At 63.2% G+C, this 13,899-nt stretch carries 18 protein-coding genes; 15 read left to right on the top strand and 3 right to left on the bottom strand.

Annotation, left to right across the window (positions count from 1 at the left end):
* Nucleotides 1–16 precede the first annotated feature (16 nt).
* Nucleotides 17–886, top strand: a complete 870-nt coding sequence (locus QF092_RS16400; RefSeq protein ID WP_281465543.1) for a hypothetical protein — start codon at nt 17–19, stop codon at nt 884–886.
* 3 nt (nt 887–889) lie between these two features.
* Here the strand turns inward: QF092_RS16400 and QF092_RS16395 are convergent, their stop codons facing one another.
* Together QF092_RS16395 and QF092_RS16390 are read right to left on the bottom strand one after the other, a co-directional pair.
* Nucleotides 890–1,525 (bottom strand): DUF1109 domain-containing protein, encoded by a 636-nt coding sequence (locus QF092_RS16395; protein ID WP_281465541.1) that lies wholly within the window; start codon nt 1,523–1,525, stop codon nt 890–892.
* Nucleotides 1,522–2,067 (bottom strand): sigma-70 family RNA polymerase sigma factor, encoded by a 546-nt coding sequence (locus tag QF092_RS16390; RefSeq protein ID WP_281465539.1) that lies wholly within the window; start codon nt 2,065–2,067, stop codon nt 1,522–1,524. Before QF092_RS16390 ends, QF092_RS16395 begins: the two co-directional genes overlap by 4 nt.
* Nucleotides 2,068–2,300: 233 nt before the next feature.
* On the opposite strand from QF092_RS16390, the gene QF092_RS16385 reads away from it, so the two are divergent.
* The 14 genes from QF092_RS16385 (at nt 2,301) to QF092_RS16320 (ending at nt 13,062) form a co-directional block, all read left to right on the top strand.
* Nucleotides 2,301–2,579, top strand: a complete 279-nt coding sequence (locus tag QF092_RS16385; RefSeq protein ID WP_281465537.1) for a BufA1 family periplasmic bufferin-type metallophore — start codon at nt 2,301–2,303, stop codon at nt 2,577–2,579.
* 57 nt (nt 2,580–2,636) lie between these two features.
* The gene (gene bufB / locus QF092_RS16380; RefSeq protein WP_281465535.1) at nt 2,637–3,485 is read left to right on the top strand and encodes an MNIO family bufferin maturase; all 849 of its coding nucleotides are present in this window, start codon (nt 2,637–2,639) and stop codon (nt 3,483–3,485) included.
* The gene (locus tag QF092_RS16375; RefSeq protein ID WP_281465534.1) at nt 3,485–4,246 is read left to right on the top strand and encodes an HvfC/BufC N-terminal domain-containing protein; all 762 of its coding nucleotides are present in this window, start codon (nt 3,485–3,487) and stop codon (nt 4,244–4,246) included. Before bufB ends, QF092_RS16375 begins: the two co-directional genes overlap by 1 nt.
* Nucleotides 4,243–4,719 (top strand): DoxX family protein, encoded by a 477-nt coding sequence (locus QF092_RS16370; RefSeq protein ID WP_281465531.1) that lies wholly within the window; start codon nt 4,243–4,245, stop codon nt 4,717–4,719. The genes QF092_RS16375 and QF092_RS16370 overlap by 4 nt, the downstream gene beginning before the upstream one ends.
* Before the next feature lie 164 nt (nt 4,720–4,883).
* On the top strand, nt 4,884–5,330 hold the full coding sequence (locus QF092_RS16365; RefSeq protein ID WP_281465530.1) for a chemotaxis protein CheD: 447 nt from the start codon (nt 4,884–4,886) through the stop codon (nt 5,328–5,330).
* A 124-nt stretch (nt 5,331–5,454) separates the two neighbouring features.
* On the top strand, nt 5,455–7,398 hold the full coding sequence (locus tag QF092_RS16360) for a methyl-accepting chemotaxis protein (RefSeq protein WP_281465527.1): 1,944 nt from the start codon (nt 5,455–5,457) through the stop codon (nt 7,396–7,398).
* A 46-nt stretch (nt 7,399–7,444) separates the two neighbouring features.
* Nucleotides 7,445–7,735 carry an STAS domain-containing protein gene (locus tag QF092_RS16355; RefSeq protein WP_420026474.1) on the top strand — a complete coding sequence of 97 codons (291 nt, stop codon included), beginning with the start codon at nt 7,445–7,447 and terminating at the stop codon, nt 7,733–7,735.
* A complete protein-coding gene (locus tag QF092_RS16350; protein WP_281465523.1) occupies nt 7,732–8,112 on the top strand; it encodes a response regulator in 381 nt (126 codons plus the stop codon). Before QF092_RS16355 ends, QF092_RS16350 begins: the two co-directional genes overlap by 4 nt.
* 11 nt (nt 8,113–8,123) lie before the next feature.
* Nucleotides 8,124–10,202 carry a chemotaxis protein CheA gene (locus tag QF092_RS16345; RefSeq protein WP_281465521.1) on the top strand — a complete coding sequence of 693 codons (2,079 nt, stop codon included), beginning with the start codon at nt 8,124–8,126 and terminating at the stop codon, nt 10,200–10,202.
* A gap of 3 nt (nt 10,203–10,205) precedes the next feature.
* Entirely contained in the window at nt 10,206–10,751 is a 546-nt protein-coding gene (locus QF092_RS16340; protein WP_281465519.1) for a chemotaxis protein CheW, read from the top strand.
* Complete coding sequence (locus QF092_RS16335; RefSeq protein WP_281465516.1) at nt 10,751–11,593, top strand: CheR family methyltransferase; 843 nt, start codon at nt 10,751–10,753, stop codon at nt 11,591–11,593. The genes QF092_RS16340 and QF092_RS16335 overlap by 1 nt, the downstream gene beginning before the upstream one ends.
* 37 nt (nt 11,594–11,630) lie before the next feature.
* The gene (locus QF092_RS16330; RefSeq protein WP_281465514.1) at nt 11,631–12,017 is read left to right on the top strand and encodes a response regulator; all 387 of its coding nucleotides are present in this window, start codon (nt 11,631–11,633) and stop codon (nt 12,015–12,017) included.
* Nucleotides 12,014–12,358, top strand: coding sequence for a hypothetical protein (locus QF092_RS16325; protein ID WP_281465512.1), 345 nt, complete (start codon nt 12,014–12,016; stop codon nt 12,356–12,358). Before QF092_RS16330 ends, QF092_RS16325 begins: the two co-directional genes overlap by 4 nt.
* 83 nt (nt 12,359–12,441) lie before the next feature.
* Nucleotides 12,442–13,062 carry a CheB methylesterase domain-containing protein gene (locus QF092_RS16320; RefSeq protein ID WP_281465510.1) on the top strand — a complete coding sequence of 207 codons (621 nt, stop codon included), beginning with the start codon at nt 12,442–12,444 and terminating at the stop codon, nt 13,060–13,062.
* A gap of 58 nt (nt 13,063–13,120) precedes the next feature.
* On the opposite strand, the gene QF092_RS16315 is transcribed toward QF092_RS16320, so the two are convergent.
* On the bottom strand, nt 13,121–13,894 hold the full coding sequence (locus QF092_RS16315; protein WP_281465508.1) for an ATP-binding cassette domain-containing protein: 774 nt from the start codon (nt 13,892–13,894) through the stop codon (nt 13,121–13,123).
* Between the last annotated feature and the right edge of the window lie 5 nt (nt 13,895–13,899).

Genomic DNA, 13,899 nt, shown 5'->3' with positions numbered 1-13,899 from the left:
AGTTCGGGCAGGGTGCATGCAGCACGGGTCTTTGTCAGCTTACATCGCCAGCACGGCGGCCACGCCGCCCAAAGGGCCGATGGCCATCATCATGGCCGAAGACGGGGTCGAGGTGGATACCACCCTCCGCCACCATCTGCGCGCGGGCTTTGCCCCGGTCCTTCTCCTCGCCCCGCCCGAGATCGCGGTGGCTAAGGAACTCGATCCGCAAATTCACCGCATAGATCACAACGTCCATTCCGAAAACGCCCTGCCGGGGGCTGTGAACGCGCTGATCGCGGCCTTTCCCGGCATATGGATGTATTACTGCTTCAACGCGGAATACCTCTTTCATCCCTTCTGCGAAGCGCGCACGGTCCGCGACGTTCTTACCTTTCATGCCGAAGAACGGCGCGACGCCATGCTCACCTATGTCGTCGATCTCTACGCCGGTGACCTTGACCGCCACCCTTCCGCCGTCAGCCTTGAAACCGCCCATCTGGATCGGTCCGGCTATTACGCCCTTGCCCGCCCCGACCCCGACAACCACTGGCACCCCAAGGAACGGCAACTGGATTTCTTCGGCGGCCTGCGCTGGCGATTCGAAGAACATGTTCCCAAATCCCGGCGCAACATCGACCGCATCTCGATCTTCAAGGCCAAGAAGGACCTTGTCCTTCGCCCCGACTTCACCTTCTCGGACGAGGAATACAACACCTATGCCTGTCCGTGGCACAATAACCTGACCGCCGCGGTCTGCTCGTTCCGCACGGCCAAGGCGCTCAAGTCCAATCCCGGCTCGAAATGGGAAATCACCAGCTTCCGCTGGCACAATTCAACCCCTTTCGAGTGGCATTCACAGCAGTTGATGGACCTTGGCCTGATGGAACCCGGTCAGTGGTTCTGACGCCTACCAGCGCAGCATCCGCCGCCCCGCCAGCGCCCCGATCCCCGTAACCAGCAGCACCGCCACACCATACCAGGTGACATAGAAGATCGGGTTGTCCTTGGTGCAAAACAACGAATAGCCCACCGTCACTCCGCAACCAATCGCCAGCCCTGCCAAGGCCCCCGCGCGCATCGGGTTCTCGCTCGCGCCCTGACGCATCATCCACAACAAAACCCCAAGCGGCAGCAGCGACAAAAGCAGGATGAAGCCAAGGCATTCCACAATGGCCGACCCCATCTGTTCGGCAAAGCGCAAAGGTGGCGGCAAAACCGCAAAGGCCCAGACCCAAAGCCCAACCGCAACCGCCACCGGCAGCGCGACATAACCCCAAGGCGGCGTGCTTGCGTCGGGCCGCATCTGCCGCAGTGCCCAAGGCAAGGCCATAAGAAAAAGGATCAACGGCAGCAGCGTCTTAGCAAGAACCTCAGGTCGCTGCATCACAGTGGCCAGCCCGTCCCGCATCCCGGCCAGCGTCAGAAACAACGCCACCGCCGCAAGGATGCCCGCAACCGCGACACCGCCGATCCGCGCCGGACGCAGCGGCGGGGACGGCTGCGCATCCGCTGCCAGAAGCCCGATCAGATCATCCGTCCTCATCTTTCCAGTCCCTTCGCAATATCCGCCATCCGGCGGATCGCCCGGTGCAAGGCCACACGCACCGCGCCTTCGCTCATCTTCAACTGCGCGCCAACCTCGGCTGTACTCAATCCATCCAGGCTGACCGCCTGAACGATCTGTGCCGACCGCGCATCCAGCCGTCCAATCAAGACAGCGCTGTCGCGCGCCGCCATAACATCGCCCTCAGCCTCGGCTTCCAAGGCCTCGGAGAAGTCCTCGATGGGCAGATGCACCGCCCCGCCCCTTCGGCGGAAGGCATCCACCACCTTGTGCCGCGTCACCGCATAAAGCCACGGCAACAGGGGGGCCGTGCGGTCCCATGTGTGGCGCTTCGTGTGGATGGCGATCAACACCTCCTGCACCACATCCTCCTGCGCTTCCGGCCCCAAGACACGGCCACGGGCCCGGACGATGCCCCTCAGGACAGGCGTCACAAGCCCAAGGAACCGGGCATAGGCACGCCCGTCCCCTTCCATCGCCGCAATCAGCAGCGCCGACCATTCAGCTTCGCGCGTCGCCATTCCACCCTGTCCCTACGCAGTGCCGCGCAAGATGTTACAGACCCACCGTCCGCTACAGCAGAAATGTTTCAAACCGCTCACGCAAGCCCGCGTTTTCCATAATTTCGAACACCAGAGCGTGATCGACAGTAACGCCCCCCGACCCTGCCGCGAAAGGACGCACCGAGGACCGCAGCGGTCCTTGGCCGCATCAAGGCCTTTCCTTCCAACTGCGTCTGACAAGGAGCAAACACATGTCCATGATCGACAAGACCCTGACCCTCACGGCCACGCTCGCCACCGCGCTGACCATGGCCGCCGCCACCGCCTCGCACGCCGAAGACGCGATGGAAAAATGCTATGGCGTGGCACTTGCTGGCCAAAATGACTGCGCCGCCGGCCCGGGCACGACCTGTGCAGGCACCTCGACCGTCGACTATCAGGGCAATGCCTGGAAACTCGTCCCCGCCGGGACCTGCACCACGATGGAAACGCCCAATGGCATGGGCTCGCTGGACCCCATCGAATCGTGATGCCCAAAGGCCGGGGCATCGCGCCCCGGCCTCCCTTTCAGCGAAAGGCCCCGCGCCATGACCCTGCCCGCTTCTCCCGGCCTCGGCTTCAAAGCCGAACATTTCGATACCATCTGCCTGACCCTGCCAAGCTTGGGCTTTTTCGAGGTTCATGCCGAAAACTACATGGGTGCAGGCGGTGCGCCCCATCGCCAACTGGCCGCGCTGCGGCAGGATTATGCGCTTTCGCTGCATGGTGTCGGCCTTTCTATCGGCGGGACCGACCGCCCCGACGCCGCTCATCTTCAACGCCTGCGCGACCTGATCCGCCGTTATGAACCCGCGGCCTTCTCGGAACATCTCGCATGGTCCAGCCATGGCGGCGATTATCTCAACGACCTCCTGCCCCTACCATACACGCCCGAAACGCTTGCCCGCATTTGCGACCATATCGACGAAGTGCAAGCCGCCCTCGGCTGCCGGATGCTCTTGGAAAACCCCTCCACCTACATTCTCTTTGAACAGTCCAGCATCGACGAACCCGCCTTTCTCGCCGAAATCGCCCGCCGCACGGGCTGCGGCCTCTTGCTTGACGTGAACAACGTCTTCGTCTCCTGCACAAACCATCGCCGCGACCCGCGCGATTGGCTGGCCGCTTTTCCCCTGTCGCATGTGGGCGAAATCCATCTCGGCGGCCATGCCGAAGAAGAACTGCCTTCCGGCCCCCTCCTGATCGACGATCATGGCAGCCCCGTCGCCGATCCCGTCTGGACGCTCTATGCCGAGGTGATCGCCGATGCAGGCCCCCTGCCTACCCTTATCGAATGGGACAATGACATCCCCCCCTTCGCAACCCTGATGGACGAGGCCGCGCGTGCCGCCAAAATCCTCGCCCGGCAGGCCGATCACCTGAAAGGTGCCGCCTGATGCAAGCCGCCGATCCCCTGCCCGCCTTCCGCGCCGGCCTTTTCGACGGCAGCCTTCCCCCCGGCGTCACCGCCCGCGCGGCGGACGAGGCTGAAACCCGCTTCGCCGTCTACCGCAACAACGTGACCCACAGCCTGACGCGGGCCCTCGCTCGCCGCTATCCGGTGGTCGAACGCCTTGTCGGCCCGGAATTCTTTGCCGCCATGGCGCGGCTGTTCTTGCGCGACCATCCGCCCCGCGACCCGCGCCTCTTTCTTTGGGGCGAAACCTTTCCCGCCTTCCTGCAAGGCTTCCGCCCCCTGCGCGACCTGCCCTATCTGCCCGATGTGGCCCGTCTCGAATGGATGCGCGGGCTGGCCTATCACGCCGCCGACGCATCCCCCCTTCAGGCAGAAGCGCTTACCGCAGCCGCCACCGCACCCCAGCGCTTTGCCCTTACCCTGCACCCATCCGTGCAAATCCTGCGCTCGCGCCATGCCGTCGTGACCATCTGGCAGGCCAATCAACCCGGCGCATCCGCGCCAGAACGCCCGATCCGCGCCGATCTCGCTGAAGATGCGATGGTCCTGCGCAACCGGGCAGACCGGGTGCCCGTCATCGCCCTGCCATCGGGCGAAGCGGCCTTCCTCGCCGCCCTTCTTCGCGGCGACACGCTCCTGATGGCTGCCCAAGCCGCCGAAGGGGCCGACCCCGGCCCCCTCCTTGCCCAACTCGCCCATACCGGCACCATCACCGGACTGATCGAAAGGAATGCCCCATGACCTCTGCAACCGGCCTTCTGCGCCAGATCAATGGCCTGCTCGATCGTGTGACATGGGACATCCCCGCCTTTGCCTTACGGGTCTTTCCCGCCGCCATCTTCTTCGCCTCTGGCCGCACCAAGGTAGAGGGCTGGCAGATTGCCGACAGCACGTGGTTCCTGTTCGAACATGAATATGCCCTCCCCCTGATTCCGTCCCCATTTGCCGCCGTTGCCGCCACCGTGGCCGAACATGTCCTGCCGATTCTCCTGATCCTTGGCATCGCCACCCGCCTTTCGGCGCTCGGCCTCTTGGGAATGACCGCCGTTATCCAGATCTTCGTCTATCCCGAGGCATGGCAAACCCACGGACTCTGGGCCGCCTGCCTTCTTGCCGTTGCGGCACGGGGGCCAGGGCGAATTTCGGTGGATCATCTGGCAGGTCTCGACCGGTCGCCCGTAACGAATGGCCTGCCAAATCTCGGACGAATCTAACGGCGAAAGGGTCGGTTAACCCATCGCAGCCTATGCTGCGATCCATGCCGATACATCCTCCCCCCGCTTCAAGCTCAATCGAGCCGCTGCCGCCCGACCGGGCGGCGGGACGAACGCTTCCCCTGCTTCAAGGGGAACAACAGGTTTCCTCCGATCCGGGGACGGTGATCACCAGCGTCCTCGGCTCCTGTATTGCCGCCTGCCTTTGGGACCCGCGCGCGGGAATCGGCGGGATGAACCACTTCCTTCTGCCGGATGGCCCCGACGGGGGGGCCATCCCCATGCGCTATGGTCTGCATGCGATGGAATTGCTGATCAACGCCCTCCTGCGCCAAGGGGCGGATCGCGCCACTCTGCGGGCAAAACTCTTTGGTGGCGCCCATCTGCAACCGCATCTGCCAGATATCGGCAGCCGCAACATAGCCTTCGCCCAGGATTTTCTGAACCGTGAAGGCATTCTCTGCATTGGCGGCTCCACAGGCGGCAACCGTGCTCGGCGCATCCGTTTCTGGCCCCATGACGGGCGGGCACAGCAATTCCTCCTTCCCCCGACCGCCCTGCGCGAAAGGCCGTCGCCCCCCGTCGGGGCGGGTGAGGTTCTGCTCTTCTAGGTGGATCGCCATGCGGGAACTGCTTCGGAACTTACGTCGATTTAACGAATCAGTTGCAAGCTTGGGGAACGAACGGGCGGGCACGGGGCCGAAGGTCAGGCCCCCGCGAATGGAGGTGCGCAGGATGTTCACGCAAATCAAGGATGGGGCACCGATCTCGGTCGCCGCAGGAACCGTAACAGGGATGCTGGCAGGGGGCCTGCCCCTTGCGGCGGGCCTTCCGGGCGCTGGGGCCACGGCCGCTGCCGCGCTGGTTGCGGCAACCACTGCCGGAATGGTCTGCTTCGCCCGCAAGGGGCGCATGGAAAAGGCCAACGTCGGCGATGCCTGCGCCCCCGCCTTTGATGCCGCACCGGTAGCGCTGATTGTCACCGACCCTGCCGGCAAAATCACTCATGCCAACGCTGCCCTGCACGATCTCTTGGCCAAGCCCGGCTCGCCCCTGCAGCGTCATCTTGCCAAAGGCGGCGCGTTGTCCGTCATCGGAACCGATATCCGCTACTTCCTGCCGGATTACGATCGTCTTCTTTCTGCCCCGGCCATGGCGCGCAGGGCCGGGCTGGATTTGCATCTTTCGGCCCTGCCGGATCAAGCAGGGGTCATCATCGCCCTGGCCGAGGCCGACCTCACCGATAGGCAGCAGGCACAACTCGCGGCGATCCATGGGCAGCATCCGCTTTTCGAACTGGCCCCCGATGGCCGGATCCTCCGCGCGAATGCCGCCGCCGCACGTTTCGCCGCGACGACGCCCGACGCATTGGCAGGCCAAGATTACGGCACGATCATCGGGGAAGAGGGCGCAGCGTTTCCCCCCGCCCTTGCGCAAGCCATGGCAACAGGCACCGCGAAGGCACGCTTTCACATCACCGGAACCCCTGGTGGGTCATGGCTCGACGTCACTTTCCATGCCGTTCCCGATGCCGAAGGCCGGGTTGACCACCTGCTCCTTCTGGGGTCGGATGTTACCGAACGGGTCCTCGCCACCCGCGCCGAAGACCTGCAACGTCGTGCCGCGCAAGAAGCACAGAACCTGATGGCCCGCCATCTTGGCGACGGGTTGACGGCCCTCGCTCTTGGCGACCTTACCCATCGCATCCTCACGGCCTTTCCTGCGCAATACGAACCCTTGCGGCAGAACTTCAACACCGCTCTGGACCGTTTGGCAGCAGCCCTGACAGAGGTTGTTTCCGTTACCGCGGGCATCCGCAACGATGCCGCCGAACTCAACGCCGCGGCTGAGGATCTGTCACGTCGAACCGAAGGGCAGGCCGCCACGCTCGAAGAAACCGCCGCCGCGCTGGACGAACTCACCGCCAGCGTCCGCTCAGCCGCCGAAAGCGCCGCCAGCGCCGACAATTCGGCCCGCTCCGCCCATCGTGAGGCTGAAGAGTCGGGGCGCGTCGTCACCGACGCCGTCGAAGCCATGGGCCAGATCGAAGCCTCCTCCCGCCAGATCAGCCAGATCATCGGCGTGATCGACGAAATCGCCTTCCAGACCAACCTGCTCGCCCTGAATGCCGGCGTCGAGGCTGCCCGTGCGGGCGAGGCAGGGCGTGGATTTGCCGTCGTCGCATCGGAAGTTCGTGCTCTTGCCCAGCGCTCTTCCGAAGCCGCGCGCGAAATCAAGACATTGATCTCGGCTTCCAGCCGTCAGGTGGAAAACGGTGTTGGCCTTGTGGGGCAGGCGGGCAGCACGCTCCAGGCCATTGTCGCGGGCGTCACGAATATCGCTGATCGAGTCTCGTCCCTGGCTCAGTCCTCTCGGGAACAGGCCACAGGCATCACCGAAATCAATTCGGGCGTCACGATGCTGGATCAGGTGACACAGCAAAATGCCGCGATGGTCGAAGAATCAACTGCCGCCAGCCATTCTCTGCACCGCGCGGCTGAAAACCTCTCCGCGCTGATGCAACGCTTCCGGCTAGACGGTGTACCTCAACAGCCCGCCCAACTGGCTGTGCGAGACGCAAAGGTCACCCCGTTACGCCCAGCTGATCCTCCTCATCCCCGCGAAGACCGTGTCCCTGCCCGTGCCGCCATGGCGCAATCCGGTTGGGAAGACTTCTGAACCGGCCGTCACTCCTGTCCTTATGCCCCCTCCTTAGGCCTGCACCATGACGCAAACCATCCCTCTGCCTTCCCGTCTCGATGTTGAAGCGGCCGCCGCGCTTTGGACAAAAATCCTGTTGTCCGACGGTGACCTTCTGCTCGATGCGGTCGACCTGCATCATCTTGGTGCGGCAGGCCTCCAAACCCTTCTGATGGCGCAAAGGCATCAAGAAAGTCAGGGCCGATCCTTAAGCCTTGTCAATATTGGGCCCGACATCGCGGCACAGCTCGGCAACCTTGGGGCAACTCAACTCATCCCGGTTCAGGCGACCGCTCTGCCCGGAGGTGTGGAATGAAGGAACGCAACGCAACCCGCATCCTCGCCGTGGATGACAGCTTGACGATGCGCGAACTTTTGCGCTCCGCCCTTAGTTCGGCCGGTTATAGCGTCACTTTGGCCAGCGACGGGCGCGAGGCGCTTGATCGCCTCGCCGAAGCGCCGCCCGATGTGATCGTAACCGATCTGAACATGCCGCGACTCGACGGCTTCGGCCTGATCGAGGCGATTCGCTCCGGCCAAAAGGCCGCACGGGTGCCGATCCTCGTCCTCACCACAGAAACCGGCCAAGACCTGAAGGATCGCGCCCGACGCATCGGGGCAACCGGCTGGATTGGGAAACCCTTCGACGACGCAGCACTGGTGGCGACAATCCGCCGTGTCCTTCCGCATTGAATGAGGCGATGATGGCCAGCAGTACCGATCTTCGCGCGATCTTCTTTGAAGAGGCAGAGGAACTTCTCACCGCCCTCGATGAAGGCCTCCGCGCGCTCGGCACAGGGCAGACGGATGGGGAAGTGATCAACGCCGTCTTCCGTGCCGTTCACTCCATAAAGGGGGGGGCCGCCGCCTTCGCCTTGCACGATCTGGTGGCCTATGCGCATTGCTTCGAATCCCTGCTTGACGAATTGCGCACCGGCCTTCGTCTGCCCGAGGCCGATTGCATAGCTACCCTGACCGAGGCCGCCGATCATCTCGCCGACCTAGTCACCTGCGAACGCAGCGGAAGCCTGCTTGATCCGGAACAGATCCGCCATGCCCTCGACCGGCTCAAGGCCTTTGGCGAGGCCGGTCCAAGTCAGGTTCGCATAGAACTCGCCTTTGATCCGGTGCCCCTTGCCCCATTCGAGGCCGTGCAAATGGATGCTGCACCGTCGCACCGCATCGTTCACATCCACTTTGATCCGCATGAAGGCGCCTTTCGCGCCGGGCACGACCCCGCGCTTATTCTTCGTGACCTCTCGCTGCTTGGGGATATGAAGGTCACGCTCGACACCTCTGGCCTGCCCACAATCAAGGCCTTTGATCCGGCAAGCAGTCACCTCGCTTGGACCATCGCCCTTCGGACCGATCATCCCGAAGCCGATATCCGCGCCCTGTTCGACTTCATCGCCTTTCACGCCGATCTCGACCTTCGCATCGAAATCGCCGAAGTCCCGCCTCAACCCGCCCCCCAGCCGACAAACGCTCCCATCAAAGAGGGCACTGCGTCCCCTGAAGGCGGCCCCCATCCGCGCCCTCCTCCTATAGACGCCCCGCGGGACACGGGACCACAAATCCAGAAACCCACACTGCGTGTCGATGTCGAACGGGTCGACAGACTGGTCAATGTGGCGGGGGAACTTGTTATCCACAATGCGATGCTGACCGACGCGATAAACCGCAAACCATCGGCAGACCCGCATGAGATCGCGCGCAGCCTCGATCAGTTGCGCCAGCTTTCCCGCATGATCCAAGACAGCGCGATGGCCATCCGCGCACAACCGGTGAAGCCTCTTTTTGACCGCATGCACCGCATCCTGCGCGAAGCGGCATCAACCGCCGGCAAGAAGGCCCGTCTGGAAATCCTTGGCGAAACGACCGAGGTCGACCGAACCATTATCGAACGGCTTGCCGATCCGCTGACCCATATGGTCCGCAATGCGGTGGATCACGGAATCGAAACCGCGGAACGCCGCCGCATGGTCGGCAAGCCGGAAACTGGCACCGTCCGGATAGAGGCGCAGCATCGTTCCGGGCGCATCTTGATCATCGTTTCGGATGATGGCGGGGGCATCGATCGCGCACGGGTCCAGCAGATCGCGATCGATCGCGGCCTTGTCTCATCTTCGGCCGATCTTGCACCGGCGGATATCGACGCACTGCTTTTCCTTCCCGGTTTCTCGACCGCCAAATCCGTCTCGGCACTTTCTGGGCGCGGGGTTGGGATGGATGTCGTCCGATCGGCGATTCTTGCCCTTGGGGGGCGGATCGGCATCTCCTCCACGCCCGGTGAAGGCACAAGCCTGCGGATCAGTTTGCCGCTGACGCTTGCCGTGATGGATGGCATGGTCGTGCGCGCCGGGGGGCAGCCGCTCGTCCTGCCCCTATCCAGTATCGTCGAAACCCTCAGCCTTGATGGGGCCACGATGCATCATCTGGGGGATGGCGGTCGCCTCGTCGATCTGCGCGGGCAATGTCTGCCTGTCCTCGGTGTCGCCACCACGCTGGGTCTGACAAAAGTCACCACGCGCCCCGAGGATCAGGTCATCATCGTTGTCGAACGCGAAGACAAAAGCCGCCTCGCCTTGATCGTCGACGGGATAGATGACCAAAGGCAGATCGTCATCAAAAGCCTGGACGAAAATTATGGCCACATCCCCGGTATCGCCGCCGCAACGGTGCTCGGCGATGGGGCGGTCGCCCTCATCATCGACCCCGCAGAGCTGGTTCAGGCGCGCGGATCGCGCGTCGGACTTTCCCCCTATTCCGCAGCCGCCGAGTGACAGATGCAGACATCCCTTCCCGACACCGCACGTCCTTCCCCCCAAATTCGGCCGCCACTTGCCGAAGGTGCGCAACATCCCGACGCAGCGGCCACTGATGCCGCGCAGCAAACAAAACCGCGCGAATTCATCGCCTTTCGCGCGCAAGGGCAGGATTTCTGCATCGATATCCTTGCCGTGCGCGAAATCCGCGGCTGGACCCGTGCCGCCGCGCTGCCGCATGCACCTCACTATGTCGAGGGTGTCATCAATTTGCGCGGGGCCATCGTTCCGATCTTTGACCTTGCGGCGAAGTTGGGCCTTGCCCGCATCCCCGAACATGATCGCAACGTGATCATCGTCACTGTCGTCGGAAAGCGGGTGGTCGGCCTACTGGTCGAAACAGTCACCGACATCTTTTCGGCCTCATCAGACGCTATGCATCCCGTCCCCGACCTGACACGTGAAGAGGCGCATGTCGCCCTTTCGGGCATGATCGTAGATTCCGGCCGATTGATCCGCATCGTCGATCTTGAGGCACTCCTTCCATCACAGGCCGAAGGTGGTTGATGCCACAGACCGTCGCGCCGGGCCGACCGGACAACGAAATAGACGCCGAGACCTTCGCGCGCCTTCAGCGGATCGTCGAACGCGAAACCGGCATCGCGCTGGCCGAAGGCAAGCGGCCAATGCTGCAGGCGCGGCTGGCAACCCGTCTGCGCAGCCTTGGTATGGCCGGATTTCAGGAATTCCTCACCCGTGTCGAAGGCCCGGATGCCGCGACCGAACGCGCCAGCCTGATTTCGGCCATCACCACCAACGTGACCTCCTTCTTTCGCGAAGCGCATCACTTCACCTTGTTGCAGGACCGCATTCTTCCCCCCCTCCTTGATCAACCCCGCAACGGCGCGCGCTTGCGGCTTTGGTCATCGGCCTGTTCCAGCGGCGAAGAGGCCTATTCCATCGCAGCCATCCTTCTGGCCGCGGTGCCGGATGCAAACCGCCGGGATGCCCGCATCCTTGCTACGGATATCGACGAACAGGTCCTCAACCGCGCCATCACGGGCGATTATGGGCCGCAGCAGATGGCAGGCCTGTCGCCTGTCCAACGGGGTCTCCTTTTCGGGCCGACCGGATCGACTCAAATCCGCAGCGAATTGCGCCAACTGGTTGGCTTTCGCCAGCTCAACCTCAATGGCGACTGGCCGATGCGTGGCCCCTTCGACGTCATCTTCTGCCGCAACGTCGCGATCTATTTCCCGCGCGAACGGCAGGAACGGCTTTGGCAACGCTTTGCCGATCTACTCGCACCGGGGGGCTGGCTTCTTCTGGGCCATTCCGAGCGCCTTTCTGGACCCGCCACCGCTGCCTTCCGCTGTGAAGATATTACTGCCTACCGCAAGATCGGGTGATCCCCGCCCGCAGGAAAGACGAAATGAAAGGCCGAATATGAAACGTTCCGACCTTCGGATCGCGGTCGTCGACGACACCGCCGTCAGCCGCCATCTCATCACCGAAGTCCTCGATTGGATGGAGGTGTTTCACTACACCACCTACAACAACGGCAGTTCCGCGTTGGCCGGGTTGCTGGCCAGCCCTGTCCATATGGTGATCTCTGATTTCCACATGCCGGATATGGATGGTCTTGCCCTGCTGGAGCGGGTTCGGCGGACGCCCGGTCTGCAACGGCTAGGTTTCATCATCGTCACCGGCCGGGCCGACGCCAATATGATCGCCAACGGGCGCGCCCTCGGCCTGAACAACCTGATCAACAAGCCCTTCACCAAGGAACAGTTGCGACGCTGTATTGAATCCGTCACCGGGCCGCTGACATGACCGATCCTATCCCCTTGCCACGGCTTCTTGCCGCGCTGGCACAAGAGGCGGCCGAATTATCGGCCGATCTGCAAAGACTAGAGGCAGCGCTGCTTCCCGCCCTCCTGCCCCAGCTTCCGGGGCGGTCCGATCTGTCCATCGCAGTTCAAAACCTTGATCCGGTGCAGCAGCGCCTTGCCGCGCTGTCCCGGCTGGCAACTGCTGCCGCCGCAGAAGCTCCGCCACACCCGATGCCCGCCGCGACAGGGTGCTTTCACGCAATAAGGTTGGCCCGGTTCATGTCGGACCTGCGACCGTCACCGCCGCCCGAACCTGCCGCCACATCGCTTTTCACCCCGTAACTGTAAACCCGAACACAGTGCCCCCTCCTCACCCAAAGAACGCCGCCCGCGCGATGCCAAACCCGCCTTCCCACCCTGCCGCAGTGAAAGACGCAAATGCCCTGCCGCCTGCGCGCAATCCTATCGTTGCAATTGGCGCCTCGACCGGTGGCACAGAGGCGCTGCACATCCTGCTTTCCGCACTTCCACCAGAGGCCCCGCCGATTTTGATCGTGCAGCATCTGCCCGAAGGCTTTACCGCCTCTTTCGCGCGCCGCTTGGATGTCGCCTGCCGGATCACTGTGCGCGAGGCCCGGATGGGTGACATTCCCCAAACTGGCCTTGCCCTGATTGCACCCGCAAATCGGCATCTTGTGCTGCGCAAGTCGCCCAATGGCGGCACCATCGCCCTTGACGATGCCCCACATGTCTCGCGCCACAGACCGTCATGCGACGTGCTTTTTCGATCGGTCGCCCTGGCGGCCGGACGAAATGCAATCGGGGTTATCCTTACCGGCATGGGCGACGACGGCGCGCGGGGCTTGCGCGACATGCGTGCTGCCGGGGCGCGCACGCTTGGCCAGGATGAGGCTAGCTGTGCCATCTTCGGCATGCCAAAACAGGCCCTGAACCACGGCGCGGTGGAGGAATTGCTCCCCCTGCATCGCATCGCCCCGGCCATCCTGCGCCTTGCCGGCATCACCCCCCATCACGGCCCACCCTAACAAACCGTAAAGAAAAAGGGGGCCACCGGCCCCCTTCCCCCCGAATTTCCATCAGGCCTCAGGCCATGACATGTTCCGGCATCTTTGCCCCGGTCATGAAGGCCACGGCATCCGACATCGTATATTCCTTCGGATCGATGACGCAGAGCCGCTTGCCCAGCCGGTGAATGTGGATGCGATCCGCCACCTCAAAGACATGCGGCATGTTATGGCTGATCAAGATGATCGGCAGTCCGCGCTTCTTCACATCTTGGATCAGCTCCAACACTCGGCGGCTTTCTTTCACCCCCAGTGCGGCGGTCGGTTCGTCCATGATCACGACCTTGGACCCAAAGGCCGCCGCCCGCGCCACGGCCACACCCTGGCGCTGGCCACCCGAAAGCGTTTCCACCGCCTGCCCGATATTCTGGATCGTCATCAGGCCCAGCTCGCTCAGCTTGTCGCGCGCCACCTTTTCCATCGCCTTGCGGTCCAGCATGCGGAACATCGATCCCAGCACACCGGGTTTGCGAATTTCCCGCCCCATGAACATGTTGTCCGCAATCGAAAGCGCGGGCGACAACGCAAGGTTCTGATAGACGGTTTCGATCCCCGCCTCCCGCGCCTGCATCGGGTTGGTGAAATGCACAGCCTTCCCGTCAAGCTTGATCTCGCCCTCATCCGGCACCACGGCACCGCACAAGGCCTTGATCAGCGTGGATTTCCCCGCGCCGTTATCGCCGATCACGGCAAGGATCTCGCCGGGATAAAGGTCAAAGTCGCAATTGTCCAAGGCGGTGACGCGCCCATAGCGCTTGGTCAGGCCGCGTGCCGTCAGAATGGGTTCAGCCATATCTC

The sequence above is a fragment of the Fuscovulum ytuae genome, from assembly GCF_029953595.1.
GTDB classification, from domain to species: Bacteria; Pseudomonadota; Alphaproteobacteria; order Rhodobacterales; family Rhodobacteraceae; genus Paragemmobacter; species Paragemmobacter ytuae.
Note: the sequence above shows the minus strand (reverse complement) of the source record. Positions and strands in the feature narration are given on the sequence as shown.

Excerpts from the sequence above, each read along its gene's own strand:
- QF092_RS16400 (WP_281465543.1), top strand. The coding sequence starts at position 17 with ATGCAGCACGGGTCTTTGTCAGCTTACATCGCCAGCACGGCGGCCACG.
- QF092_RS16395 (WP_281465541.1), bottom strand. The coding sequence starts at position 1,525 with ATGAGGACGGATGATCTGATCGGGCTTCTGGCAGCGGATGCGCAGCCG.
- QF092_RS16390 (WP_281465539.1), bottom strand. The coding sequence starts at position 2,067 with ATGGCGACGCGCGAAGCTGAATGGTCGGCGCTGCTGATTGCGGCGATG.
- QF092_RS16385 (WP_281465537.1), top strand. The coding sequence starts at position 2,301 with ATGTCCATGATCGACAAGACCCTGACCCTCACGGCCACGCTCGCCACC.
- bufB (WP_281465535.1), top strand. The coding sequence starts at position 2,637 with ATGACCCTGCCCGCTTCTCCCGGCCTCGGCTTCAAAGCCGAACATTTC.
- QF092_RS16375 (WP_281465534.1), top strand. The coding sequence starts at position 3,485 with ATGCAAGCCGCCGATCCCCTGCCCGCCTTCCGCGCCGGCCTTTTCGAC.
- QF092_RS16370 (WP_281465531.1), top strand. The coding sequence starts at position 4,243 with ATGACCTCTGCAACCGGCCTTCTGCGCCAGATCAATGGCCTGCTCGAT.
- QF092_RS16360 (WP_281465527.1), top strand. The coding sequence starts at position 5,455 with ATGTTCACGCAAATCAAGGATGGGGCACCGATCTCGGTCGCCGCAGGA.
- QF092_RS16355 (WP_420026474.1), top strand. The coding sequence starts at position 7,445 with ATGACGCAAACCATCCCTCTGCCTTCCCGTCTCGATGTTGAAGCGGCC.
- QF092_RS16350 (WP_281465523.1), top strand. The coding sequence starts at position 7,732 with ATGAAGGAACGCAACGCAACCCGCATCCTCGCCGTGGATGACAGCTTG.
- QF092_RS16345 (WP_281465521.1), top strand. The coding sequence starts at position 8,124 with ATGGCCAGCAGTACCGATCTTCGCGCGATCTTCTTTGAAGAGGCAGAG.
- QF092_RS16340 (WP_281465519.1), top strand. The coding sequence starts at position 10,206 with ATGCAGACATCCCTTCCCGACACCGCACGTCCTTCCCCCCAAATTCGG.
- QF092_RS16335 (WP_281465516.1), top strand. The coding sequence starts at position 10,751 with ATGCCACAGACCGTCGCGCCGGGCCGACCGGACAACGAAATAGACGCC.
- QF092_RS16330 (WP_281465514.1), top strand. The coding sequence starts at position 11,631 with ATGAAACGTTCCGACCTTCGGATCGCGGTCGTCGACGACACCGCCGTC.
- QF092_RS16325 (WP_281465512.1), top strand. The coding sequence starts at position 12,014 with ATGACCGATCCTATCCCCTTGCCACGGCTTCTTGCCGCGCTGGCACAA.
- QF092_RS16315 (WP_281465508.1), bottom strand. The coding sequence starts at position 13,894 with ATGGCTGAACCCATTCTGACGGCACGCGGCCTGACCAAGCGCTATGGG.